Annotated in this window: 23 protein-coding genes; 16 read left to right on the top strand and 7 right to left on the bottom strand. The window is 60.6% G+C overall.

Annotation, left to right across the window (positions count from 1 at the left end; translation table 11 throughout):
• Positions 1–15: 15 nt before the first annotated feature.
• Positions 16–2898, bottom strand: coding sequence for a phospholipase D-like domain-containing protein (locus EV561_RS03315; RefSeq protein ID WP_132517545.1), 2883 nt, complete (start codon positions 2896–2898; stop codon positions 16–18).
• 260 nt (positions 2899–3158) lie between these two features.
• On the opposite strand from EV561_RS03315, the gene EV561_RS03310 reads away from it, so the two are divergent.
• Positions 3159–3746: a hypothetical protein gene (locus tag EV561_RS03310; protein WP_132517543.1), complete on the top strand. Its 588-nt coding sequence runs from the start codon at positions 3159–3161 to the stop codon at positions 3744–3746.
• 24 nt (positions 3747–3770) lie between these two features.
• Here the strand turns inward: EV561_RS03310 and EV561_RS03305 are convergent, their stop codons facing one another.
• On the bottom strand, positions 3771–4634 hold the full coding sequence (locus tag EV561_RS03305) for a VOC family protein (RefSeq protein WP_132517541.1): 864 nt from the start codon (positions 4632–4634) through the stop codon (positions 3771–3773).
• A gap of 305 nt (positions 4635–4939) precedes the next feature.
• Between EV561_RS03305 and EV561_RS03300 the strand changes: the two genes are divergently transcribed.
• Together EV561_RS03300 and EV561_RS03295 are read left to right on the top strand one after the other, a co-directional pair.
• A complete protein-coding gene (locus EV561_RS03300; protein ID WP_132517539.1) occupies positions 4940–5353 on the top strand; it encodes a universal stress protein in 414 nt (137 codons plus the stop codon).
• 91 nt (positions 5354–5444) lie between these two features.
• The gene (locus EV561_RS03295) at positions 5445–6122 is read left to right on the top strand and encodes a hemolysin III family protein (protein ID WP_132517537.1); all 678 of its coding nucleotides are present in this window, start codon (positions 5445–5447) and stop codon (positions 6120–6122) included.
• Here EV561_RS03295 and EV561_RS03290 read toward each other — a convergent pair.
• On the bottom strand, positions 6097–6612 hold the full coding sequence (locus EV561_RS03290; protein WP_132517535.1) for a hypothetical protein: 516 nt from the start codon (positions 6610–6612) through the stop codon (positions 6097–6099). The two genes, EV561_RS03295 and EV561_RS03290, sit on opposite strands and share 26 nt — an antisense overlap.
• Before the next feature lie 204 nt (positions 6613–6816).
• Between EV561_RS03290 and EV561_RS03285 the strand changes: the two genes are divergently transcribed.
• Positions 6817–7329, top strand: coding sequence for a GNAT family N-acetyltransferase (locus EV561_RS03285; RefSeq protein WP_132517533.1), 513 nt, complete (start codon positions 6817–6819; stop codon positions 7327–7329).
• 83 nt (positions 7330–7412) lie between these two features.
• A complete protein-coding gene (locus EV561_RS03280) occupies positions 7413–8504 on the top strand; it encodes an FAD-dependent oxidoreductase (RefSeq protein WP_165927739.1) in 1092 nt (363 codons plus the stop codon).
• Between the two features lie 329 nt (positions 8505–8833).
• Here EV561_RS03280 and msrB read toward each other — a convergent pair whose 3' ends face one another.
• Positions 8834–9280: a peptide-methionine (R)-S-oxide reductase MsrB gene (msrB, locus tag EV561_RS03275; RefSeq protein ID WP_132517529.1), complete on the bottom strand. Its 447-nt coding sequence runs from the start codon at positions 9278–9280 to the stop codon at positions 8834–8836.
• Between the two features lie 240 nt (positions 9281–9520).
• Here msrB and EV561_RS03270 point away from each other — a divergent pair, with 240 nt between their 5' ends.
• From EV561_RS03270 to EV561_RS03215, 11 genes are all read left to right on the top strand, one after another.
• Complete coding sequence (locus tag EV561_RS03270; protein ID WP_132517527.1) at positions 9521–11896, top strand: putative monovalent cation/H+ antiporter subunit A; 2376 nt, start codon at positions 9521–9523, stop codon at positions 11894–11896.
• The gene (locus EV561_RS03265) at positions 11896–12315 is read left to right on the top strand and encodes a Na+/H+ antiporter subunit B (protein WP_132517525.1); all 420 of its coding nucleotides are present in this window, start codon (positions 11896–11898) and stop codon (positions 12313–12315) included. The genes EV561_RS03270 and EV561_RS03265 overlap by 1 nt, the downstream gene beginning before the upstream one ends.
• Complete coding sequence (locus EV561_RS03260; protein WP_132518084.1) at positions 12315–12692, top strand: Na+/H+ antiporter subunit C; 378 nt, start codon at positions 12315–12317, stop codon at positions 12690–12692. Before EV561_RS03265 ends, EV561_RS03260 begins: the two co-directional genes overlap by 1 nt.
• A 261-nt stretch (positions 12693–12953) precedes the next feature.
• Positions 12954–14528, top strand: coding sequence for a Na+/H+ antiporter subunit D (locus EV561_RS03250; RefSeq protein ID WP_132517523.1), 1575 nt, complete (start codon positions 12954–12956; stop codon positions 14526–14528).
• Positions 14525–14998, top strand: a complete 474-nt coding sequence (locus EV561_RS03245) for a Na+/H+ antiporter subunit E (protein ID WP_132517521.1) — start codon at positions 14525–14527, stop codon at positions 14996–14998. The genes EV561_RS03250 and EV561_RS03245 overlap by 4 nt, the downstream gene beginning before the upstream one ends.
• Positions 14995–15408, top strand: a complete 414-nt coding sequence (locus EV561_RS03240) for a cation:proton antiporter (protein ID WP_132517519.1) — start codon at positions 14995–14997, stop codon at positions 15406–15408. The genes EV561_RS03245 and EV561_RS03240 overlap by 4 nt, the downstream gene beginning before the upstream one ends.
• Complete coding sequence (mnhG, locus tag EV561_RS03235) at positions 15405–15737, top strand: monovalent cation/H(+) antiporter subunit G (protein WP_132517517.1); 333 nt, start codon at positions 15405–15407, stop codon at positions 15735–15737. The genes EV561_RS03240 and mnhG overlap by 4 nt, the downstream gene beginning before the upstream one ends.
• A gap of 470 nt (positions 15738–16207) precedes the next feature.
• The gene (locus EV561_RS03230; protein ID WP_132517515.1) at positions 16208–16639 is read left to right on the top strand and encodes a MucR family transcriptional regulator; all 432 of its coding nucleotides are present in this window, start codon (positions 16208–16210) and stop codon (positions 16637–16639) included.
• A 229-nt stretch (positions 16640–16868) separates the two neighbouring features.
• A complete protein-coding gene (locus tag EV561_RS03225; protein WP_245512572.1) occupies positions 16869–17327 on the top strand; it encodes a helix-turn-helix domain-containing protein in 459 nt (152 codons plus the stop codon).
• The gene (locus EV561_RS03220; RefSeq protein ID WP_132517513.1) at positions 17320–18123 is read left to right on the top strand and encodes a DUF6456 domain-containing protein; all 804 of its coding nucleotides are present in this window, start codon (positions 17320–17322) and stop codon (positions 18121–18123) included. The genes EV561_RS03225 and EV561_RS03220 overlap by 8 nt, the downstream gene beginning before the upstream one ends.
• Positions 18124–18249: 126 nt before the next feature.
• A complete protein-coding gene (locus EV561_RS03215) occupies positions 18250–18870 on the top strand; it encodes a class I SAM-dependent methyltransferase (RefSeq protein WP_132517511.1) in 621 nt (206 codons plus the stop codon).
• Positions 18871–18892: 22 nt separating this feature from the next.
• On the opposite strand, the gene EV561_RS03210 is transcribed toward EV561_RS03215, so the two are convergent.
• From EV561_RS03210 to EV561_RS03200, 3 genes are all read right to left on the bottom strand, one after another.
• Positions 18893–19819 (bottom strand): alpha/beta hydrolase, encoded by a 927-nt coding sequence (locus EV561_RS03210; protein ID WP_132517509.1) that lies wholly within the window; start codon positions 19817–19819, stop codon positions 18893–18895.
• A 173-nt stretch (positions 19820–19992) separates the two neighbouring features.
• Entirely contained in the window at positions 19993–20415 is a 423-nt protein-coding gene (locus EV561_RS03205; protein WP_132517507.1) for a SufE family protein, read from the bottom strand.
• Between the two features lie 229 nt (positions 20416–20644).
• A complete protein-coding gene (locus tag EV561_RS03200; protein WP_132517505.1) occupies positions 20645–21136 on the bottom strand; it encodes a DUF5330 domain-containing protein in 492 nt (163 codons plus the stop codon).
• Positions 21137–21287: the final 151 nt, after the last annotated feature.

Below are 21287 nucleotides of genomic sequence, written 5' to 3'. Positions count from 1 at the left end.
GATATCGACTGAGCTCTAACGTCCAAGTGCTGCCGAAAGCGGCACAGCGACATATCCGGGCGGCGGCGCCATTTCATTGTCCGATGTAACAGGAATGGGCGGCGGCAGATTGTCGTTGATTTTGGCAGGCCCGATCCTGCCCCAGTCGTAGAGGAAGATTTCCTCGTAGAACTTGGCGATCTCGGCATCGTAGAAGATCAGGCTGGCATCGCGGTTGAAGCCGGTTCCGGCGGTCGTCCAGTTATGGCTTCCAACGAGCACCGCCTCGCTGTCGATGATGATGCCCTTCGTGTGGCAGTTCTTCTGTATTCTGATTGTCTTGCTGTCGAAGCCGTAGTCCTTTGCATTGCTGATCGTATCGCGGTCTTCCGAGCCGAAGCTGCGGAAGATGACGCGCACGTCGAGACCCGCCTTCTGTTTTTCGAGCAATGCGTCGAGCAGTCGCCGATACCCGTCGCCCACGGTCTTGGTGTTGAAGCTCTGGTTCTGGAAGAATATCCGGGTCTTGGCCGACTGGATGAAGGGGACGACCGTGTCGATATAGTTGTCGGGCGTCAGAACCGGCTGGACGTCGATTTCGCGTTCGCCGGTAATCGGCTCGAAATAGCGCGGCTTCTGCACTGCCTCCAATGCCTCGCCGGCAAAGTCCGCGGGCAGGAAGACCATCGGCTCGGCGGCGACCTCCGCTTCGGGCGTTGCCTTGGCGTCATCGAGGTCGCGCAGGATATGCTCCTCGTAGAGCTTGCTCAGTGCCTCGTCTTCCAGGATGGCATGCCATTCGCGATTGTAGAGCCGCAGCGCCGAGGCGGCATCCGCGGGCTTGGTCAGCGGCGATATGTTCGGCTGGTTCGAGCTTTGCCAATTGCCGCTCGACAGCCACATGGCGGTATGATCGCGCACTGCTACCTTGATATGGTAGGCGGAATCGAAAATGCCGGTCTTGCCGACGCTCGCCGGGGCGAAATCGAACTTGTCGCCCTTGGCCTGCCGGATTTTGGCGACCGCCTCGTAATCGGTCAGATCGCCCGTGTGCACCTTGCCGCCCATCTGCAGCACCAGGGACATGGTCTCGGTCTTGTTCTTCACGGCATCCAGCACGCCGTCGGCGACGTTGGTCGCGCCGAAATCATACATTGCGACGACAAGGGACTTGCGGGTCTGTGACAGGAACGCGCCCAGCTGTGGCCAGCTCGCATCCGGTCCGGAATGGATGACGAATTTCGTATTGGTCTTGCGGCGCGTCAGCGGCAGGTCCGGCCGCGGCTTGTAGCTGGTGTGCCAGCTCGGCGTGAATGCCTCATCGCCAAGGTCGATCCCAAGCATGTCCGCTGCCGAGGCAACGGCAACGTCGGTGCGTACGCCGTCGATATATTTCGGAAGCTGGGTGACGCCACGCGATTCCAGCGCGCCCGGTTCGATCTTGCGCTTCACCGCGATGACCACCGCCCGCTGGTCGGTGATCTCGCCGTTCTCGAAGCGGTAACCGGGCTTGATGGCGACCACATCTTCGCGGTTGGCAAGCAGCGTGTGCGCTGTCCGCACCGCAGACTGAACCTGCTCTTTCGTCGGCGATACGATCGCATCAGCCGGCGGCGTCGGAGCGCTGCTTGTTGTGGCCGACACCGTCGCAATGGGCAAGCCGCCGGCTGGGGCCGCGGCAATGGCCGATTGCAGCGTCGCCGTGTCCAGCTCGATCGTAATCTTCAGCGGCACCGTGAAGGTCACCTTGCCTCCGCCACCACCACCGCCACCGCTGCTACCGCTGCCTTGTTCGCTCATTTTCAGTTCCTCCGTCGACGGTGCGAGCAGTCCGCGCGCCCGCTGCAGGCAGCGCCGCAGCACTGCGGCTGGTATGGCGTCATTCTCGATGAATTCGACGCCTCGGTAATGAAGTCCGGTCACCTTGCCTGTTCCGATGTCGAGCAAAGGCGAGCCGGAATTGCCGCCGAAGGTCGCGCAGGAATGGGTAAGCAAGTCATCCCCAACGCCAAGAAGATTGCCGACGGCAAGCCGCTTTTTGTTGAAGACCCCGCCGAAAACCTTGTTGGCAAGCGTCTGGTCGGAAAAACGGGAATCGCTGGCCGGATAACCGACCGCCGCGACCGGCAGTTTCGCTTGCGGGAATTCGTCGGAAAGGTCGAGTTTCAGCCGGCCGACCGGTGAAGACATCTGCTCGAGCCTCAGGAAGGCGATGTCAGGTCCATTCTCGGGCGCCACCCATACGATGCGGTCGATCTTGACCTCGTCGGAGGCAGCGTTGCCGAATTCTTCGAGGAAATCGACATCCACGCCGATCTCGTGGCGCGCGTCGAAACCGATCCTGAATTTGAAGCCGGTGCCACTTGCCTCGGCAAAGAGATTTGCGACATGGCGGTTGGTCACGACCAGACCGTCATCGATCACCCAGGCCGTGCCGGCATAGTCCCGGTCGGCATTGCTCACATCGACCCGCCCGATCGACACCATTGTCCTGTTGATGACCGCGGCATTCGCGGTGAGAAGGCGTCGCCAGGCAACGGCCTCTTGCCGGGCGCTATCGATATCGACCACGTTGTTTCGAACAAGGAAAACCGGCGTCCCAACCGCAAAGACGATGGTCTCGTCATTGCCCGGAGGCGGCGGCGGGGCTGCCGTTCGGGCTCCGCCACCCCCAGATGGTACGCCACCGACATCGCCAGCTGCTCTGGCCTCGACCTCTTCGTAGACCGGTGGTGGCGGGTTCATCAATGCACGCAGCCCGCCATAGCGCGTTGTCATGGCGCTGCCGGCTTCCTGAACCCAGGCAGGCTGTTCGCGGCTTTGTTTCAGCGCGTCGATATCCGCCTGCACGTCAGGCGAGCTTGCATCTGCAACCTGCTGTGCGACCAAACGCACACGCTTGGAGTCCTCCACAGTCATTCTGCCCCCTCGGTCCGCATGCGGACCCTCAGTCAATATGCAGGAACGATGCGATCGAGATCAGCTGTGAAATCTATTAAAAGTTGCGTTATGGAATGAGTATTAGAAGTTTATTACAACCAGATGATGACGTCCAGCCAATGAAATTGATGGGCAACGGTCGATCATCCCAAGACGCTCTGCTTCCAGATCGGCTCTACTTTAAATAGCTGACATGACGCGGCAATAGGAAGGCAACATGCGCTGTTGCCGGGTGACGAATGTCTGATTCATTGGAAGAGCAAAGCCTTCTTCAAAAGGAAGCAGAGCAGGTTGCCGACCTGCTGCAATTGGAAACGATGCTTCGCGATCTCGGTCGCCCGATAAGGGTGGGGAGTTCAGCAATGGGGCTCATGGTTCGACGGGATATAGATATCACCGTCATCTGCGAGAACCTCGGGCCGGAAACCCGCGCCGCCTTCGCTCAGATTGCGGCAAGGCTGATGTTGATGGACAGCCACGTGGTTTCCGTCCGCTTCAGGAATGACACGGGTCGCTGGAACAAGGAACCCGCATCCTATCCCGACGGGCTCTACCTCGGACTAAACGTCCGCACCGAAGAGGGAGCCGACTGGACGGTCGATATATGGGCGGTCGATCAACCCGAGCGGCAGCCGGATCTGTTGCACCTGCGGACGCTTTTGCCACGTATCACCGACAAGCACCGCCGGATCATCCTGACGATCAAGCGCGAGCTGGCGGCAAGATCAGACAAGATCCCGAGCGCGCATGTCTACGAGGCGGTCGTCGACGGAGGAGTCGACAGCGTGGATCAGTTTGAAATGTGGCTCTCCACGAGGAAGGGCTAGACGCGCATCCCGCTCCGATCGGTCTTACGCCGTCAGCGTCAGGCCGATACCCCAGGGATCCCTGAGCGAGACGCCGCTGTCACGCTTCTCGCTCTTGATTTCGAGTTCGTCGAGCTTCGCAACCGCCTTGTCGAGCGCGGTCTTGTCGTTGAAGCGCAGCGTGTAGTCGGAGAGGCCGGTCATATGCTCGGTGCGCACGCCGGCGCCGCGGCTGTTCCAGATATTGGCGGCGACGTGGTGATGGTAGCTTCCGGTCGCAAAGAAGCTGGCGCCGGGATAGCGTGCCATCAGCTTGAGCCCCAGCACGTCGCGATAGAAGGCGTCTGCCTCCGGAATGTTGCCGACCTGAAGGTGGATGTGGCCGATGGCCGACCCGTCGGGCATGCCGTCCCAGCTGTCGTCGGGCGCGCTGTTGTAGAGTGCCTGCAGGTCAAGCCTGAGCGTTGCCATCTCCACCATGCCATCCTGATGGAACTTCCACTTTTCATGCGGCCGGTCGGCATAGATTTCGATACCGTTGCCCTCGGGATCCGAAAGGTAGATCGCCTCGCTGACGAGGTGGTCCGAAGCCCCTTCGAGCGCGACATTGTTGTGCGCTGCATGGCGCAGCCAGCGGGCAAGCTCGACGCGATCGGGCAGCAGGAAAGCGGTGTGGAAGAGACCGGCGGCATTCCTTGGCGCAGCGCGGACATTCGCATCCGTCGTCAGCGTCAGAAGAGGCTGGCCGCCGACGCCAAGCACTTCGCCGCTCGGCGTCTTTTCGATGACCTTCAACCCCAGCATCGATTGGTAAAAGCCGGAGACCAGAGCAAGGTCCGTCACCACAAGATGCGATTGGCCGACATAGGCGGGCCGCGTCAGTGCATAGGAGGTTTCGTGTTCGGTCATCGTTTCTGTCCGCTGTTGTGGGGCCGCCGTTGTGAAGGGGGAGGGACCGGCGCGGGCGACAAGCATGTCGCCTGTGGCAGGCCTGTAAATAGGCGCCGGCTCTATCCCCTCAAGTTCCATTGGCCCGCTGTACTTGGAATCTTTATGCCGGATTTTGATTGTTCACAGAAGCCTGCTTTTTGATGATGAAGCGTCCACTATTCGTTGACAGCATCCGGGGTAGATTCGATTCTTATTATGGAATTATCGCCGTCTTCGGTGTCTAATCGCAAAGACGTTTTCGGTGAAAGGCATGGGGATTTCAGATGTATAAAAGGATCATCGCTGCGGTGGATATCGCCAAGATGGACAGGGCAAAGCGGATTCTCTGCCGGGCTGACGCACTGGCGGACGAAGACGGCGAAGTCATTGTCATGAGCGTCATCGAAGACGTGCCGGGCTATCTCGTTGCCGATCTGGCCCAGGACTATGTCGACAGGGCCATCATGACCGCGGAAAAGAAGCTCGAGGAGCTCTGCGCAAAGACCGGTATCCGCGCCGTCGTGGAGGTCCGCGCCGGAAAATGCGCTTCAGCGATCCTGACGGTGGCCGGCGAACGCGATGCCGATCTGATCGTGCTCGGGTCGCATGTTCCCGATATTTCCAACTACTTTCTCGGAGCGAATGCCGACCGGATCGTTCGCCACGCCCGGTGCTCGGTCCTGATCGATCGGCACTGAGACAGCCGTTCACGAAGTTTTACCGCGTCCGGCGCCGCGTCCCGTTGCCTTGCCGTTCAAGAGATGCAACGATCCAAAAGGATCGAAGGGAATGGCGCGCATGACCGAGTTCAACGGAATCCGCTGGGCTTACGACAGGTATGAGCTGATCGCTGACGCCATCGTCAATGGCGTGGGTGTCATATTCGCTGTCATCGGCGCCACCGTCCTCATTTTCTATGCAACGGTCTGGAGTTCCTATGGCGAGATCGCGGCTGCCTGGATCTATGGCCTTGGCCTGGTCCTCACGCTGGCCATGTCCTTTTCCTATAATATCTGGCCGGTTTCGCGCACGAAATGGATCTTGCGGCGCTTCGATCATTCGGCGATCTTCGTGCTGATTGCCGCCACCTATACGCCGTTTCTGGAACGCGGCGCCGACGACCCGCTGCTACGCGCCATGCTGATTGCGATCTGGCTCTTCGCGGCGGCCGGCATCTGCCTGAAATGCTGCTTTCCCGGCCGTTACGATCGGCTGGCGATTCTGCTCTATCTTGCCATGGGCTGGAGTGGCATCCTGGTTGCGGAACCTGTCGCCTCGCGCATACCTACGACCTCCATGGCGCTGATCCTGATCGGCGGGGTCATCTATTCGCTCGGCGTCATCTTCCATGTCTGGGAAAAGCTGCGCTTCCAGAACGCCATCTGGCACGGCTTCGTCGTTGCCGCAGCCGCGGTCCATTACTCTGCAGTGCTGACTTGTTTCAGCCTGTCGCAGGCAAATGTTTGAAAGCCTGCGTGCTGTTGGTGCATTTCGTGATCGGCTGGAGGCTGCGCACCAGCCGCATGACCACAGCGTCGAAACGGTGCATGTCCGCCTTCGCATAATCGATCTGGAAGAAGGCCGCGCCACCATTGCAGAGCGCCACGCCGCGGACATAGACGATACGGTCCTGGCGGATGCCGGAGAAGCTTGCGCCGTGCGAACTCAGCTTCGAATAGGAGATCTGCCAGCCGTCGACCTTGGCGACCGCCATGCGGATCTTTGCTTCCGATGCCAGGTCGCCGTTGAGCACGGTTGTACCGAAGACCCTAAGCCTGGCAGACTGGTCGGCCGGCGTCAGCGTCAGCCCGTCACCACTGTCGGGATAGATCGAAAGACCGAATTCCGGCGGCAGCTCGATCGTGTAGCCGTAGCGCACATTGTCATAGGGCCACCAATCGGCCGAAAAAGCCGGAGCGGCAGAAAGCAGCAGGATGGCCAGAATGCGCGGAAGCATTGCAATTACCGGGAGGCGAAGAGGGGTATCGGCACGAAACTAGCGCATTTCTGAGCAAGAATCTCGTGCCGATTTAGGGAACGTTACAAACTTAGCTCAAAAAGATTACAGTTTGATTGCGAGCCATGCGGAAATAGCTGATTTACTTCGCTGATTTCGCGGCGTATGTGCCGAATATTCCAATTTAAGATGACGGACCGATCCATGGACCAGACCGTGCTGCTGCGCGATGCCACCGAAGCCGATCTACCGGAGATCCGCGACATCTATAATCACGCCGTGGAGCACACGACCGCGATCTGGAACGAGACGCTGGTCGACGTCGAAAACCGCCGCGAGTGGTTCAAGGCGCGCAAGGGCAGGGGCTTTCCCGTCATCGTCGCCGAACGCAACGGCAAGGTCGCCGGCTATGCCTCCTACGGCGACTGGCGCGCCTTCGACGGCTATCGCCACACCGTCGAACATTCCGTCTATGTCGAGAAGGATTGCCGTGGTCTGGGCATCGGCGAGGGGCTGATGCGCGAACTGATCGTTCGGGCAGCCGCTGCCGAAATCCACGTCATGATCGCCGGCATCGAAGCGGAAAACACCGCCTCCATCCGCCTGCACGAAAAGCTCGGCTTCCGCATCGCCGGCACCTTTTCCGAAGTGGGCATCAAGTTCGGCCGCTGGCTGGACCTGACCTGCATGGAACTGCGCATCGATAAAGCCCGATAGGCCGCAGGTCCGTCATTCATATGTCATATGCGATCGTTATCCCGCGCTGGTTGTAAGTGGCCGGCGACCAACGGGGTATGACGATGACGAAACAAGGCTTACGCATTGCCGTCATCGGCGCGGGTGTCGTCGGCGCTGCCATCGCCTGGCATCTCGCCCGTCGCGGCGCATCCGTGCATCTGTTCGATGAAGGCCCGCGACCGGCATCCGGCGTAACAAGCCGTGCATTCGGCTGGATCAATTTCATCAACGGCTCTCCCGCAACCCGTCCGGAGGACTATCGTCTCCGGCGCGACGGCGTCGAAGAATACCGGCGTTTGGCCACGGTCCTTCCCGATGCCGTCTGCGATATCAGGCCCGGCTCGCTGGTTTGGCTGGAGACTGCGGAAGAAACCGAGGAACTGATCCGCGAGCATCAGGCGGAAGGGGCAGGCGTCGAGCTGGTGGATGCCGTGACGATCGCGAAACTGGAGCCGCATCTGCGCGACGTTCCGCCATGCGCCGCCTATTCACCCGGCGATCTCGCCCTGTCCCCGGCGGCATTGACGGACGCATTCGTAAAAGACGCGCAGGCCGCTGGAGCAACGGCGCATTTCGGCGAGACGATAATCGCCATCGAGACTTCAGGCAGCAAGGTGACGGGCGTCCGGACGACAAGTGGCTCCCAGTCGGCTGATATCGTGGTGCTGGCTGCCGGCGTCGCGACAGGCAGACTGGCTTCGGCACTTGGCGCTGATATCGGCGTCGAAAGCTCGCCGGCAGTCTTACTGCGCTATTCCGCCTCAGCGCCGTTCATCAACCGCATCCTTTGCGGCCCCGGTCTCGAGGTCAGGCAATGGCACGATCATTCGCTTTTCGTTGCCGCAGCCTATCGAGACGATGCGGAGGAAAACTCGCCCGCTGCAGTTGGGCAGCGGGCGCTTACGAAGATCAGGAAACGCTTCGCAGCGCCGGATGACATGCATCTCGTCGAAGCGGTCGTTGGCCAACGCCCGATATTTTCCGATGGCCTGCCGAGATTGGGCTTCCTGCCCGACGTCGAGGGCGCTTATGTAGCCGTGGGCCATCCTGGCGTCATACTCGCGCCGTTGATGGGCCGGCTCGCGGCGGAGGAGATTGTCGATGGCATAAGACAGCATTCGATGCTGTCCCCGAGGCAGTCTGAGGCAGGATAAGGCAAGGCGATCCGTCATCCGCCGGGAAGACGTCTTTCTGACGCCGGATCGCATCGATGATCTATATCCGCAAGGAAGCGGCAATCAGATCTTAGTATCCGCCGCCGCCCGTCGACCCCGCGGTTTGCGCGGGCTTGGAGCCGCCCCCTGCAGTCGTGCAGGCGGAAACGCCAAGGCAGACTAGGGCGAGCAAAGCGATGGAGGAGATGGCTTTCAGCAACATGTGAGGTCGATCCCTTCTTGCAGTCGGCGCACGATGCGCGCGACCGGAAGTGAACAGCCAACGGAGCTGTTTTATTCGATCATCTCTTTGCCCCGGTTCCAATAATTTAGGCGCAATCCCGGCTTGGCTCATCCATGTTTGCTGCCTCTGCTTCGAACACCATCGCGTGCCCGTTAATGCAGTAGCGCAACCCCGTCGGCGGCGGGCCGTCCGGAAAGACGTGGCCGAGATGGGCGTCGCAGGTGCCGCAGCGGATCTCGGTGCGGACCATTCCATAGGAGGTGTCGTTGTGTTCGGTGACGGCGCCTGATGAGACCGGCTCGAAATAGCTTGGCCAGCCGCAACCCGAGTCGAATTTTGTGTCGGACCTGAAGAGCGGCGCGTTGCAGCAGACGCATCGGTAAAGGCCTTTTTCGAAGGAGTCCCAATGGGGACCCGTGAAGGCGCGTTCCGTTCCGTGCTGGCGCGTGATGCGATATTGCTCGGGCGTGAGTTGCTGTTTCCACTCCGAATCGGTCTTCTCGACCTTGGGATAGATCGTTGTGACGGTCATGACATGGGCCCCTTTTTCCCTACCGGCGAAAGGAGTGTGCCCGGCTTTTGGTCAAACAATGTGGCGAAGCGTTGCGAATCCTGATGCCGGTGTGAGGTTCACCCCTGGGTAGCAGGGGGTCTATGGTCGATTTCCGGGGTTATACCCCGCTTTATTGACCTCGGCTCTTGAGCGAGCGTCACCCTTTGCCTATCCCGGAGGAACGTTTGATTTGCCTGATTCCGTGCTCCAGGAGGAAATATGGCCGGGTTTACGGGCCTTACGTTCCTAGCCTTGTGTTTGCCCTTTCTCGGCGCTGTGGTTGCGCCGGTGCTGACACGTGCGCTCGGGCACAACGCCGCCTGGTTGCTGGCACTTGTCCCGGCCCTCGCATTCCTCCATTTCGCGACTTTTCTTCCCGCAATTGCCGGTGGAGGATCCGTCGTCGCCGGGTTTGACTGGGTGCCCAGTCTCAGCCTGTGTTTCTCCTGGCTGCTGGACGGGCTGTCGCTGACCTTCGCGCTGCTGATAACGGGCATCGGCGCGCTGATCGTCCTTTACGCTGGCGGCTATCTGAAAGGCCATCCGGATCAGGGCCGCTTCTTCTCCTTCATCTTTCTCTTCATGGGATCGATGCTCGGTCTTGTCGTATCGAACGGCCTGCTGATGCTGTTCGTCTTCTGGGAGCTGACGTCGATCACCTCCTTCCTGCTGATCGGCTTCGACCACAAGCGCGAGGCCTCTCGCCGCGCAGCGCTGCAGGCGCTGGTCGTCACGGGCGGAGGTGGCCTTGCGCTGCTTGCCGGGTTGCTGCTGATCTGGAACCTGACTGGATCCACGGAACTGTCGCAGTTGCTGACATCGGGCGATCGGCTACGCGCCAGCCCGCTTTATCTCGTGGTATTGATCCTCGTGCTCGGCGGCGCCTTTACGAAATCGGCGCAGTTTCCGTTCCATTTCTGGCTGCCGAACGCCATGGAGGCGCCGACGCCTGTTTCGGCCTATCTCCACTCCGCGACCATGGTGAAGGCCGGCGTCTATCTGCTGATGCGGCTGAACCCGGTCATGGGCGGAACCGCGGCCTGGGAAATCATCTTGCCCGTTTTCGGTGGCGTAACGCTGCTGGTCGGCACGCTGCTCGCCATCCGCCAGACGGACCTGAAGCTGAAGCTTGCCTATACGACCGTCTCCTCGCTCGGCCTGCTGGTCATGCTGACCGGCTTCGGCTCGCCCTATGCCGTGGAAGCGGCGGTGCTTTATCTTGTTGCCCATTCGCTCTTCAAGGGTGCGCTTTTCATGGTCGCCGGCATCATCGACCATGAGACCGGAACGCGCGATATCACCAAGCTGCGCGGTCTGCGAAACGCCATGCCGCTGACTTTCGTCACGGCGCTTGGCGCTGCCATATCCATGGGCGGCCTGCCGCCATTCTTCGGCTTTCTTGCCAAAGAGGAAATCTATACGGCGCTGGCCCACGGCGATCTCCGCTCGGTCGCGTTCACCGCAATTGCCGTCATCGGCAATGCGCTGATGTTTGCGGTCGCCTTTGCCGTGGCGATGAAACCCTTCCTCGGCACATTGAGCAAAACGCCGAACAAGCCGCACGAGGCACCGCCGCTGCTATGGCTCGGGCCGGTTGTGCTGGCGTTGCTGGGCCTTGCCTTCGCACTCTTCTCGAACCTCTCCCATGCCTATGTCTCGTCGCCGATGGCGACAGTGGTGAAGGGGCAGGCGACGACGATCTCGATTTCGCTCGAACCGCATCTCGGCCTGCCGCTCGCGCTCTCGCTGCTGACAGTCGTGATCGGCATCGTCGTCTATTGGCAGCTCGATCGTGCCCGCTTCGCAATGTCGATCGTGATGCGCGCGCTGGGTCCAGGGCCGAACCACGGCTTCGATAGTTTCATCGGCGGCCTGGTGACGTTTGCCTATGCGGTCACGCGATTCTTGCAGCCGGGGCGGCTCAGGACCTACACCATGGTCACATTCATCTGCCTCGGCGCAACCCTGCTCATCCCCGCCTTCCAATATGGCGAACTGCCGTCGATGCCCTCCTGGCCGGTCGATATCCAGTGGCACGAGGCGGCGATCTTCCTGATATCGGTCATCGGCCTTGCCGCCGTCGTTGCCGCAAGGGATCGGCTGACGGCGATTGTCTCGCTCGGCATCCAGGGTTTTGCTGTCGCCCTGATCTTCCTCCTCTTCGGGGCGCCTGATCTCGCCTTTACCCAGTTCATGGTGGAAACGCTTTCGGTGGTGATCCTGGCGCTGGTCATGACACGGCTGAAACTGTCCGTCACCGATCGCCGGCCGCCGGCGCGGATGGTTGTCGATGCCACGATTGCTATCGCCTGCGGTCTCGGCTTCGCCCTGTTCCTGATGCGGACGACCGAGGCTCCCCTCGACGCCAGGCTGACGGATTTCTTCAACCACTATTCCAAGCTGATCGCGCACGGCGCCAACGTGGTCAACGTCATCCTCGTCGACTTCCGCGGCACCGACACTTTCGGCGAGATCGCCGTGGTGACGATCACTGGCCTTGCCATTCTGGCGCTGGTCCGGCTGCAGGCCGGCACCGAGCGCAAGCTGGTGGATGACGCGCCGGATCATCCGGCCGACATCGGAGTGAAGCGCTGATGAACACGCTCATCTTCCGCACCGTCGCACCGTTTTTGACTGCCTTGATGCTGCTTTTTTCCGTCTTCGTGTTGCTGCGCGGGCATAATGAGCCGGGCGGCGGCTTCATCGGCGGGCTGATCGCAGCCTCCGCCTTCGCCATCTACGCGATCGCACATGGGGTTACCGCCGTGCGCCGCATTCTGTTCTTTCATCCGCTTACCATTGCCGGTTTCGGCCTGCTGGGAGCGACCGCGGCCGGGTTGCTGTCGGCGATGTCAGGAGTGCCCTTCATGACGGCCCTCGGCATCTATCCACACCTGTTCGGCGTCGAAGTGCCGCTTTCGAGCGTCCTGCTGTTCGATACCGGCGTCTATCTCGTCGTTCTCGGCGCCATCACCTCGATCGCGCTTGCGCTGGAAGAACAGGAGGCTGAATGATGGAGCCGGTTCTCGCCATCCTCGTCGGGCTGTTCTTCGCAGCCGCTCTTTATCTTATGCTGTCGAAGGTGACGATCCGCCTGATGCTCGGCATCGCCATCCTCGGCAACGCCGTCAACCTGCTGCTCTTCACAGCAGGCCGCGTGACGCGCGAAGTGCCGCCGATCATTCCTGATGGCATGGACACGCTGCCATCAGATGCGGCCAATCCGCTGCCGCAGGCCCTTATCCTGACCGCGATCGTCATATCCTTCTCGCTGCTCGCCTTCCTGCTGGTGCTGACCTATCGCGCCTATCAGACGCTGAAGACCGACGACACCGACCAGATGCGCACTGCCGAACCGCGGGAACGGCCGTTGCCGCCGATGGGGTATTGAGGATGATGGTTGCACTGGTGCACTTGGTACCCCCCTCTGCCCTGCCGGGCATCTCCCCCACAAGGGGGGAGATTGGTGTGCTGCGCCGTCTTGCTCTCGCCTCGGTACTCAGTCTCGCCTCTCTCTCTGATGCGAATGGTTCGTGGTTGCTCGCATCCCTGATCTCCCCCCTTGTGGGGGAGATGCCCGGCAGGGCAGAGGGGGGTAGCTCCCGCGTAGGACTGAGCAGATGCCGCAACAGGTCGCGGGAGGCCGCCTGACATGGCCACTTCCGCCAGCATCGATCTCTCCGCCGCCATGATCACCGCGCCGGTGCCTCCAGGCAACTGGCTGGTCGTCCTCCCCGTCGTGCTCTGCGTCGGCCTCGGCGCCCTTCTCCTCATCCTGAGGGAGCGCACGAGCATCCATGGCTGGATCGCGATTCCGGGCTTAGTCCTGCTTGTACTGATCGACGCCGGCCTGCTTTACCGGGTGGCGAACGAAGGTCCTGTGACGATGGTCATGGGCCGCTGGCTGCCGCCTTTCGGGATAGCGTTCACCGTCGATCTCTTCGGCGCGCTGATGGCGCTGGCGGCGGCTATCGTAGGGCTTGCGGCAGCCGTCGCAGCACTCGGCGATATCGAGGACGTGGGCCGTCGCTACGGCTTCTATCCGTTCCTGATGCTGTTGCTTGCCGGCGTCAGCGGCGCCTTCCTGACCGGCGATATTTTCAATCTCTATGTCTGGTTCGAGATGCTGCTGATCTCGTCCTTCGGCCTGCTGATCCTCGGCTCCGAACGCGAACAGATCGATGGCGCGCTGAAATATGCGGTGCTGAACCTGATCGCGACGACCATCTTCCTGATCGCAGTCGGCTATCTCTATGCGATCTTCGGCACGCTCAACATGGCGGATATCGCCGCCAAGGCAAGACAGTTCGGCGGCACAGCGCCGCTGATGACGCTCGCCGCGCTCTTCTTCATCGCCTTCGGCATGAAGGCGGCGGCCTTTCCGGTGAATTTCTGGCTACCGGCGTCATACCATACACCGCGAATCGTGGTTTCGGCGCTCTTTGCCGGGCTGCTGACCAAGGTCGGCATCTATTCGATGATCCGGGTTCTGGTCATGCTGTTTCCCGTCGAGCGGGCCGAACTCGCTTCGCTGGTCGGCATGGTTGCAGGCTTGACCATGATCGTAGGCGCGCTCGGCGCGCTGTCCGAAACCGACATGCGCCGGCTCTTCGGCTATGTCGTGATCTCGGGCATCGGCAACATGCTGGCCGGCATCGCGCTCGGAGGGGCGGATGGCATCGACGGGGCGATCGTCTATGCGCTGCATTCCATCATCCTGATGACGGCGCTCTATCTCGTGGCCGGTGAGGCAGCAAGGCTCGGCGGCAGCTATTCGGTAATCGAGCTCGGCGGTCTCTGGCGGAGAAGCGGTTGGTTCGCCGGGCTTTCGCTGGTTCTCTTCCTTGCCGCGTCCGGCCTGCCGCCCTTTTCCGGTTTCTGGCCGAAGGTAATCCTGGTCAAGGCGGCACTGGATGCCGGTTCCGGATGGCTGGCTGCGACTATTCTCGTCAGCGGCTTCCTCACCACCATCGCTTTCGGCCGGCTCTTCCTGCTTGCCTATTGGCGTCCGCGCCAGATCCCCGTCGCAACCGGGCAGACGCACACAGGCGCGGCCGCGCAATCGCCGGCCTGGCAGGAGATGGGTGCGCTCGGAGCGTTGACCGCGCTTATTATCGCCGTCGGTCTGTTTCCCGAGCCGCTTCTGCACCTGACCGAAGGTGCTGCGAGGAACCTGACCGATCCCGCCGCCTATCTGGCTTCCGTCTTTCCGGGAGGAGGGCAATGATTTCGTTGACCCTCAGCCTTTTGCTGGCAATCGTCTGGGCCGCCATGACAGGCAGCGCCTCCGTTCCCAATCTCCTGCTTGGCTTCGTCCTTTCGGCGGCGGTACTCGCGATTGTCGGAGTTCCCTATGGCGGCCGACTGGGCTTGCGACGCATGTGGCGCATCCTGTCGCTCGCCATTCTTTTCCTGCGCGAGCTTCTGAAATCGGCCTGGGCCGTGGCGATGACGGTCACGCGGCCGAACATGATGGTGAAGCCGGGCATCTTCGCCTTCCCACTCACAGTCGACAGCGATTTCGAGATCACGCTGCTCGCAAACCTCATCACGCTAACGCCGGGCACGCTGTCGGTTGACGTATCGGACGATCGAAGGACGCTTTATGTGCATGCGCTAGACTGCTCCGATCCCGACGGGTTGAAACGGTCGATCGCGGAGGGATTCGAACGGAAGATACGGGAGGCATTCCAATGACGCCTTCAGGCATAATCTCCATTGCGGCAACGCTCTCGCTGGCAATCCTCGGGCTCGCCTTCCTGGTCACGATCTTTCGCGTGGTTTCCGGGCCGACATTGCCCGATCGCGTACTCGGCCTCGATATGCTTGTCGCCGTCGCCATCGGCTTCATCGCTGTCATCGCCGTCAAGACGGGGTTTGCGCTTTATATCGATATCGCCATCGCGCTCGGACTGGTGGGCTTTCTTGCAACCGTCGCTTTTGCACGCTTCATTCTGGCACAGGCGCCGCAATCGGGCAGGGGTCACGGAGAAAAAACGGTTACGCAGAAGGTCGGAAAAGGACAGGGAAAAGCCAGGAATATGCGCAAGGTCGCGAATCGCAGGGGCCAAGGCGGCAGAGGCCAAGGTAACAAGGGAAAGGCATGATGGAGATCGTTCTGGCATTCGTAGTGTCTGCGCTGCTGCTCGCCGGCTCGCTCTTTTGCCTGATCGCCGCGATCGGCATCGTTCGTCTGCCTGATATCTACAGCCGCATGCACGCAGCCTCGAAGGCCGGCACGGTCGGTTCGGGATTGCTGCTGCTCGCGGTGGGGATCGCGGCTGAAGGCTTGCCGATCTTCGTTCGGGCCATGACAGGTATTCTATTTTTTATCTTGACCGCGCCGCTTTCAGCCCATCTTTTAGCCAGATCTGCCTATAAGGCAGGCTATTCTTTGTCGTCACAATCCGTGCGCGATGATCTGAACGAAAAATAAAACTTATGCTTTGCGAAACTGAGCATTCGCAACGATTTCATTGTCTGTAAAGGGAATGCAAATTTGCGATCTTAATTATGAGATCTTAATATGTGAGAAATTTTGCCAAGAACTGGTAGAAATAATAATTGGACATTTGCAGAAAGAATGCTAATTCAGATTCAAGTAGAGTTCTGATGTTGAGTTATTACAGGCCGGCATTAAGTACCAGATGCTTGGATGTTTCTTGAAACAATAGCAAGGTCTGAGGCTTTGTTCCGGAGCAGGAGAGCGGCGCAATGCCGCTTCTGCTGATTCTCTCATCGGACGGTATGGAAGTAGGTTTCACTGCTTGAAGTCTAGGGGTGGATTTCATCTGGGTTCCAGAATGGCTGTGAATTTCTCTTCTCTTTGCTGGAAAACGCTACGAATTTAGGCAGACCTTTTGAAGGGAAGGTCTGCCTGGGCAAGCATATGAACAGGAGAAAACTATGACAGATGTGGCTCTTGGCAACGGGCCGGATTTACTCGTTGAACTGACCGCGGACATCGTCGCCGCCTACGTCAGCAACCATGTGGTTCCGGTAAGCGACCTTCCGAATCTGATTTCCGACGTGCATTCCGCATTGAGCAATACGTCCACGCCGGCCCCTGCAGTCACCGTGATTGAAAAGCAGAAGCCTGCCGTCTCGGTTCGCAAATCCGTTCAGGACGACCAGATCACCTGCCTGGAATGCGGCGGCAGCTTCAAGTCCTTGAAGCGTCACCTTATGACACACCACACCCTCTCGCCCGAGGAATACCGTGAGAAATGGGATCTGCCGGCCGACTATCCGATGGTCGCGCCCGCCTATGCGGAAGCCCGTTCGCGCCTCGCCAAGGAGATGGGCCTCGGCCAGCGTCGCAAGCGCGGCGGCCGCTAATTAGCGCATCGCATTCAGAATGTCTTAAAACCGGGCCTTCGTGCCCGGTTTTTTGTTTGTCGGTGCCGGCCTCAAGGGAACTGAAAGAGGAAAATAATCCCATATTTTTTCCATGATATGCGGAAAATACCAAAGAAAACAATGTTAAGTTGTGGTTGGCTTGTTCCGCTCGTCCCCATTCATGCTCTAGGGTGTATGAATTAATTCCTATTTCGTAGGAGTAGTTGATATGACCCTCAATAAAAACCCGGTCGGCAAGGCCGGGTCGCCCAAGGCGCCGCCCGTCCTTTCGTCCTTTGCGACCCCGAGCGACGAGGCGCTCTTGAGTGATGAGGCCGCGGTGATCCCGCGTCCTTCGTCCCTCCCGGTGCGCAGCATCTGCCGAATCGTCGGCCACATGACAAGCGAGATGGTCGCCCTTGTCGGCGCGCGCGTGCAATTGCGGCGCGATCGCCGCCGCACGCTCTGCCATGTGCGCCAGATCGCCATGTATGTCTGCCACGTCGCCCTGCAGATCCCGCTTCACGAGATCGGCCTTGCCTTCGGCCGGGATCGCACCACGGTCGGCCATGCCTGCCATGTGGTGGAAGACCGTCGCGACGATCCTGCCTTCGACGATTTCGTCGCCGCTGTGGAGCGCATCGTAACGTCCGTTTTCAGCACTTCGGGGAGTGCAGCGCATGAATGAGGCAGCAGTGGCAAGCGAAAGGAAAGAACTGCTACGCCTGCTGAAACTGCTGGGCAGCAGCGATGCCGTCGTCGGCATGCGGAATGACGGGAATGTCGATATCGAAACCGCCGAGGGCCGCAGCCAGGTGTTTCGGCCCCAGGTCGTCGAGCGCGCCGCAGCTCTCGGCCTCATCTCCCGCAGGGGAACCCAGTTGAAGCTCACGAAGGATGCACGCGCCTTCCTGCGGCGCGCAGCCGCTGACAAGGAGGAGGCTTTCCTTGCCCAGCATGGCGAGATCGAAAGCGGGACGATCGACATCGACGGCGGGCGGCAGAAGGTGCGGGTCAATCTGTCCGAATCGCCGCTCGGCCCGCTCTCCCGCCTCAGGGATCGCGACGGATCGCCTTTTCTGCCGGCGGAGGCGATTGCGGCAGGCGAGCATCTGGCAAGTGATTTTACCCGCGCCCAGCTTCAGCCGAGAGTCACGGCCTCCTGGGAGCCGCGTCTCTCATCGCATGGCAAGCGCGGACGCGGCGGCATGGCGGATCTCGCCGACAGCGCTGTTGCCTCGCGGCTTGCCGTCAACCGTGCGATCGAAGCCATGGGGCCGGAACTGTCAGGCGTCGCCCTTGATGTCTGCTGCTTCATGAAGGGACTGGAGACGGTGGAACGCGAGCGCCAATGGCCAGCCCGCTCGGCAAAGCTGATGCTCCGCACCGCGCTGATGGCCCTGTCCCGGCACTATGCCCCGCCGCCGCGGCGGACGCATCAGATGCAGCATTGGGGTACGGATGACTATCGGCCTGAGCTTTAGCAGACGGCATTTCCTTGCTTTGGAGGGATGCCGTCGGCGAAAGGTGCCTATATAGCTCCCAGAGAGACAGTTCTCCCCGTCGCTCCGGCTCGGGCCAGATGTCGCCAGAGATCTCAAGAGGAAGCCATGGACGATCAGATCAAGGCCGTGCTCGACGTTTATCACGAGATGATCGTGGAAGAGGAGAGCCGCTCAACCGAAGTCCCTCCCGGCGGTCGCGATGGCGGACAGGACAGGCGCATGCGCGCTGTTGGTCCCGAGACCGGTCAGTTCATCAATATCCTTGCAAAAAGCCTGGGTAAGCCGACCATTCTCGAGCTCGGCACCTCCTTCGGCTATTCCGGCATCTGGCTGGCGGAGGCGGCGCGCGCCTCTTCAGGCCGGCTGATCACCATGGAACTGCACGACTATAAATCTGCCTACGCCCGCGATATGGCAGTGAGGGCGGGCTTGGCGAAGCACATCGACTTCAGGGTGGGCGATGCTGTCAAGATGATCGCCGAGTTGTCGCATGGCATCGACTTCGTGCTCGTGGATCTCTGGAAAGATCTCTATCTGCCATGCCTGGAGGGTTTCTATCCCAAGCTCAATCCGGGCGCGATCATCGTCGCCGACAACATGATCTGGCCCGGAGATGACTATGTGAAGCAGTATGGCGTCGCCGTTCGCGCGAAGCCGGGCATTTCGAGCGTCCTCCTGCCTGTCGGCAACGGCCTCGAGGTCAGCCGGTTCGATCCGGTCAGATAAACGCGGATCGGCCATTTCTTTCTCAACCTGTCGCCTCAGACGATGGTCGATCGTCCGTCGGTCCAAGATGGGCGCTCAGGAATCGTCCGGCGGATGCCAAGGCCTGGCGTCCGGCTTCCAGCCTGGCGTTCCAAAGCGGCCAGGCGTGTATCATCTGCGGCCAGATTTCCAGCGTGACAGGCACGTCGGCCTCGCCGGCAGCGGCTGTGAACCGTGTCGCGTCCGCAAGCAGCGTTTCGGCCGAGCCCACCTGGATGAGGAGCGGCGGCAGACCCTTCAGCTCACCATAGAGCGGCGAAACGCGCGGGTCCCTGCGATCGGTCGAAGCCGGCAGGTATGCGTCGGCAAGCTCGTGGAGATAGGCTTTATGAATGAGCGGATCGACCGCGTCCTTCGTGGCGAGCGTCTCGCCCGACATCGTCAGGTCGGTCCAGGGCGATATCAGCCAGCCGCAAGCGGGAAACGCTTCGCCCGCATCGCGCAGCCGGCTGATCAGCGCGACGGTAAGTCCGCCGCCGGCGCTGTCTCCGCCCACGGCAATGCTTTCGCCCGCAATGCCGCTCTCGCGCAGGAAGCGCCAGGCAGCCGTCGCATCGTCGAGCGCTGCGGGAAACGGGTTCTCGGGTGCCAGGCGGTAGCCGACAGCCAAAGTTCGAACTCCCGCCGCCCGCCCGGCCTCCGTCACCAGGCGCCGATGGCTGATGATCGAGCCCGAACAATAACCGCCGCCGTGAAAGAACATCAGGACGCGGGATGCGTCACTGCCGGGCGCGATCGACCATTCAGCGGAAACCCCGCCCAGATCCACACGTTCAAGCTTGATATCGTCGGCGACGGGCCAGATCGCGCCGACCTCGTCGAGACGCTGTCGCCGTTCGGCCCAGCCGACCGGCCGGGGCTTGGAACTCAGAAGGGTTCTGATGGAATCGGTCTCGCGCGTGTCCGCCATTTTGATCTCCACATGAGCCCACGCGAGGTTATTGCCGGATCTTTATATTTATACGGACGCGTTGCCGACGAAACGGATGCTACCCGCGTCCGGGTCCGTCGGCAGAATAGGATCAGCACAGCAAGCTTGCAAGAAACGAGCGCGCCGCTTCCGGCGCACATAGCAATGAAGGCCTATGCGGCAGCCCTGAGCATCGCCTCTTCGCGAATGCGCTTGATCATCGAGCGCAGGCCGTTGGCGCGTTGGGTGGAGAGGTTCTCGACCAGCCCGATCTTGCCGAAGACCTCGATCGCGTCGAGCTTGGCGATTTCGGAGGCGTGCTTGCCGGAATAGGTGGCAAGGACGATGGCGACGAGGCCGCGGACGATATGGGCGTCGGAATCACCCTCGAAAGTCATGACAGGATCATCGGGATTGCCCAATGTATGGGTCACAAGCCAGACCTGGCTGGCGCAGCCCATCACCTTGTTTTCCAGCGTCTGCTTCTCTTCGGGCAGGGGCGGCAGCGCCTTGCCGAGCTCGATCACATAGCGATAGCGGTCTTCCCAATCGTCGAGGAAGGAAAAGTCTTCAATGATCTGCTCAAGCGTCGCCATCATGCCGGTCCTGTCTGTCTACGCTCCGCATATAGGTCATATCCGAAGGAATTTGAACCCGATGCAAAAAAGAACGCCGTGGGGGATGGGCTCCCTCACGGCGCAGCAACAAGCTGAAAAAGTCAACAGGCAGGCACGTCACGCATCGGGTCGGTCGGCACTTGCGCCGGCCCGATGAAGCTTTGCGGATGCCGCCCAAGGTAACGAACCGGCAGCGATCCAAGAAATGTCAGATGGCGGGCTTCGGCAGCGGCACCGGAATGAAGGAATGCGAGACCGTGCCGGTCACGACGGCATCGGCGGTTTCGGAAGGAGCAAGCTTTGCCGGCATCGGCTGTGATGCCGCTGCCTGCTCGATCTTGCTGATGGTTGCGGGGTCGATCTTCAGCGACGTGGCGGCGGCTGCGAGCTTCTCGCCGATCTTGTTATTGCCGGACTGGCCGCTACCGAGCTGCTGATCGAGGAATTCATAGGCAACGCGGGCGCCTTCGCGGGCCCGGTAGCCAAGTGCGGTCAGGGTCTCCCCACCCTTCACGCAGACGTCGGGGCGTTCGTAGCAGAGGGCACTCACATATTGAAACGCGCCGGTTGCAGCCGAGACCGCATCGGAAACCTGCACCTTGGGATCGCTCTCAAGCCTGGACGTGCTCTGCGAGCTGAAGACCGGCAGGAGCACCAGTACCAGCGAGAACCAGAAGGCCGTCTTGATCAGAAACCACATCGTGTTGCCCATCCTGTCTTATCGTTCGGTCTTGGTGCCGAATCGAACCGGTTTGTCCGGCGTTGATTGAACCCTACGCGGTAGATGCTGACATCGTTTTTCAAAACTGGGACGTATTTTCGGCAAATTTGGCTCAAATTCGAATTATCGG

This window comes from Rhizobium sp. BK376 (genome assembly GCF_004341625.1).
Classification (GTDB): domain Bacteria; phylum Pseudomonadota; class Alphaproteobacteria; order Rhizobiales; family Rhizobiaceae; genus Rhizobium.
Note: the sequence above shows the minus strand (reverse complement) of the source record. Positions and strands in the feature narration are given on the sequence as shown.

Coding starts and splice junctions, on each gene's coding strand:
- EV561_RS03225 (WP_245512572.1), top strand. CDS start 16,869: ATGACCCTCAATAAAAACCCGGTCGGCAAGGCCGGGTCGCCCAAGGCG.
- EV561_RS03245 (WP_132517521.1), top strand. CDS start 14,525: ATGATTTCGTTGACCCTCAGCCTTTTGCTGGCAATCGTCTGGGCCGCC.
- EV561_RS03265 (WP_132517525.1), top strand. CDS start 11,896: ATGAACACGCTCATCTTCCGCACCGTCGCACCGTTTTTGACTGCCTTG.
- EV561_RS03285 (WP_132517533.1), top strand. CDS start 6,817: ATGGACCAGACCGTGCTGCTGCGCGATGCCACCGAAGCCGATCTACCG.
- EV561_RS03260 (WP_132518084.1), top strand. CDS start 12,315: ATGGAGCCGGTTCTCGCCATCCTCGTCGGGCTGTTCTTCGCAGCCGCT.
- EV561_RS03215 (WP_132517511.1), top strand. CDS start 18,250: ATGGACGATCAGATCAAGGCCGTGCTCGACGTTTATCACGAGATGATC.
- EV561_RS03280 (WP_165927739.1), top strand. CDS start 7,413: ATGACGAAACAAGGCTTACGCATTGCCGTCATCGGCGCGGGTGTCGTC.
- mnhG (WP_132517517.1), top strand. CDS start 15,405: ATGATGGAGATCGTTCTGGCATTCGTAGTGTCTGCGCTGCTGCTCGCC.
- EV561_RS03270 (WP_132517527.1), top strand. CDS start 9,521: ATGGCCGGGTTTACGGGCCTTACGTTCCTAGCCTTGTGTTTGCCCTTT.
- EV561_RS03300 (WP_132517539.1), top strand. CDS start 4,940: ATGTATAAAAGGATCATCGCTGCGGTGGATATCGCCAAGATGGACAGG.
- EV561_RS03290 (WP_132517535.1), bottom strand. CDS start 6,612: ATGCTTCCGCGCATTCTGGCCATCCTGCTGCTTTCTGCCGCTCCGGCT.
- EV561_RS03220 (WP_132517513.1), top strand. CDS start 17,320: ATGAATGAGGCAGCAGTGGCAAGCGAAAGGAAAGAACTGCTACGCCTG.
- EV561_RS03305 (WP_132517541.1), bottom strand. CDS start 4,634: ATGACCGAACACGAAACCTCCTATGCACTGACGCGGCCCGCCTATGTC.
- msrB (WP_132517529.1), bottom strand. CDS start 9,280: ATGACCGTCACAACGATCTATCCCAAGGTCGAGAAGACCGATTCGGAG.
- EV561_RS03205 (WP_132517507.1), bottom strand. CDS start 20,415: ATGGCGACGCTTGAGCAGATCATTGAAGACTTTTCCTTCCTCGACGAT.
- EV561_RS03210 (WP_132517509.1), bottom strand. CDS start 19,819: ATGGCGGACACGCGCGAGACCGATTCCATCAGAACCCTTCTGAGTTCC.
- EV561_RS03200 (WP_132517505.1), bottom strand. CDS start 21,136: ATGTGGTTTCTGATCAAGACGGCCTTCTGGTTCTCGCTGGTACTGGTG.
- EV561_RS03250 (WP_132517523.1), top strand. CDS start 12,954: ATGGCCACTTCCGCCAGCATCGATCTCTCCGCCGCCATGATCACCGCG.
- EV561_RS03315 (WP_132517545.1), bottom strand. CDS start 2,898: ATGACTGTGGAGGACTCCAAGCGTGTGCGTTTGGTCGCACAGCAGGTT.
- EV561_RS03230 (WP_132517515.1), top strand. CDS start 16,208: ATGACAGATGTGGCTCTTGGCAACGGGCCGGATTTACTCGTTGAACTG.
- EV561_RS03310 (WP_132517543.1), top strand. CDS start 3,159: ATGTCTGATTCATTGGAAGAGCAAAGCCTTCTTCAAAAGGAAGCAGAG.
- EV561_RS03240 (WP_132517519.1), top strand. CDS start 14,995: ATGACGCCTTCAGGCATAATCTCCATTGCGGCAACGCTCTCGCTGGCA.
- EV561_RS03295 (WP_132517537.1), top strand. CDS start 5,445: ATGGCGCGCATGACCGAGTTCAACGGAATCCGCTGGGCTTACGACAGG.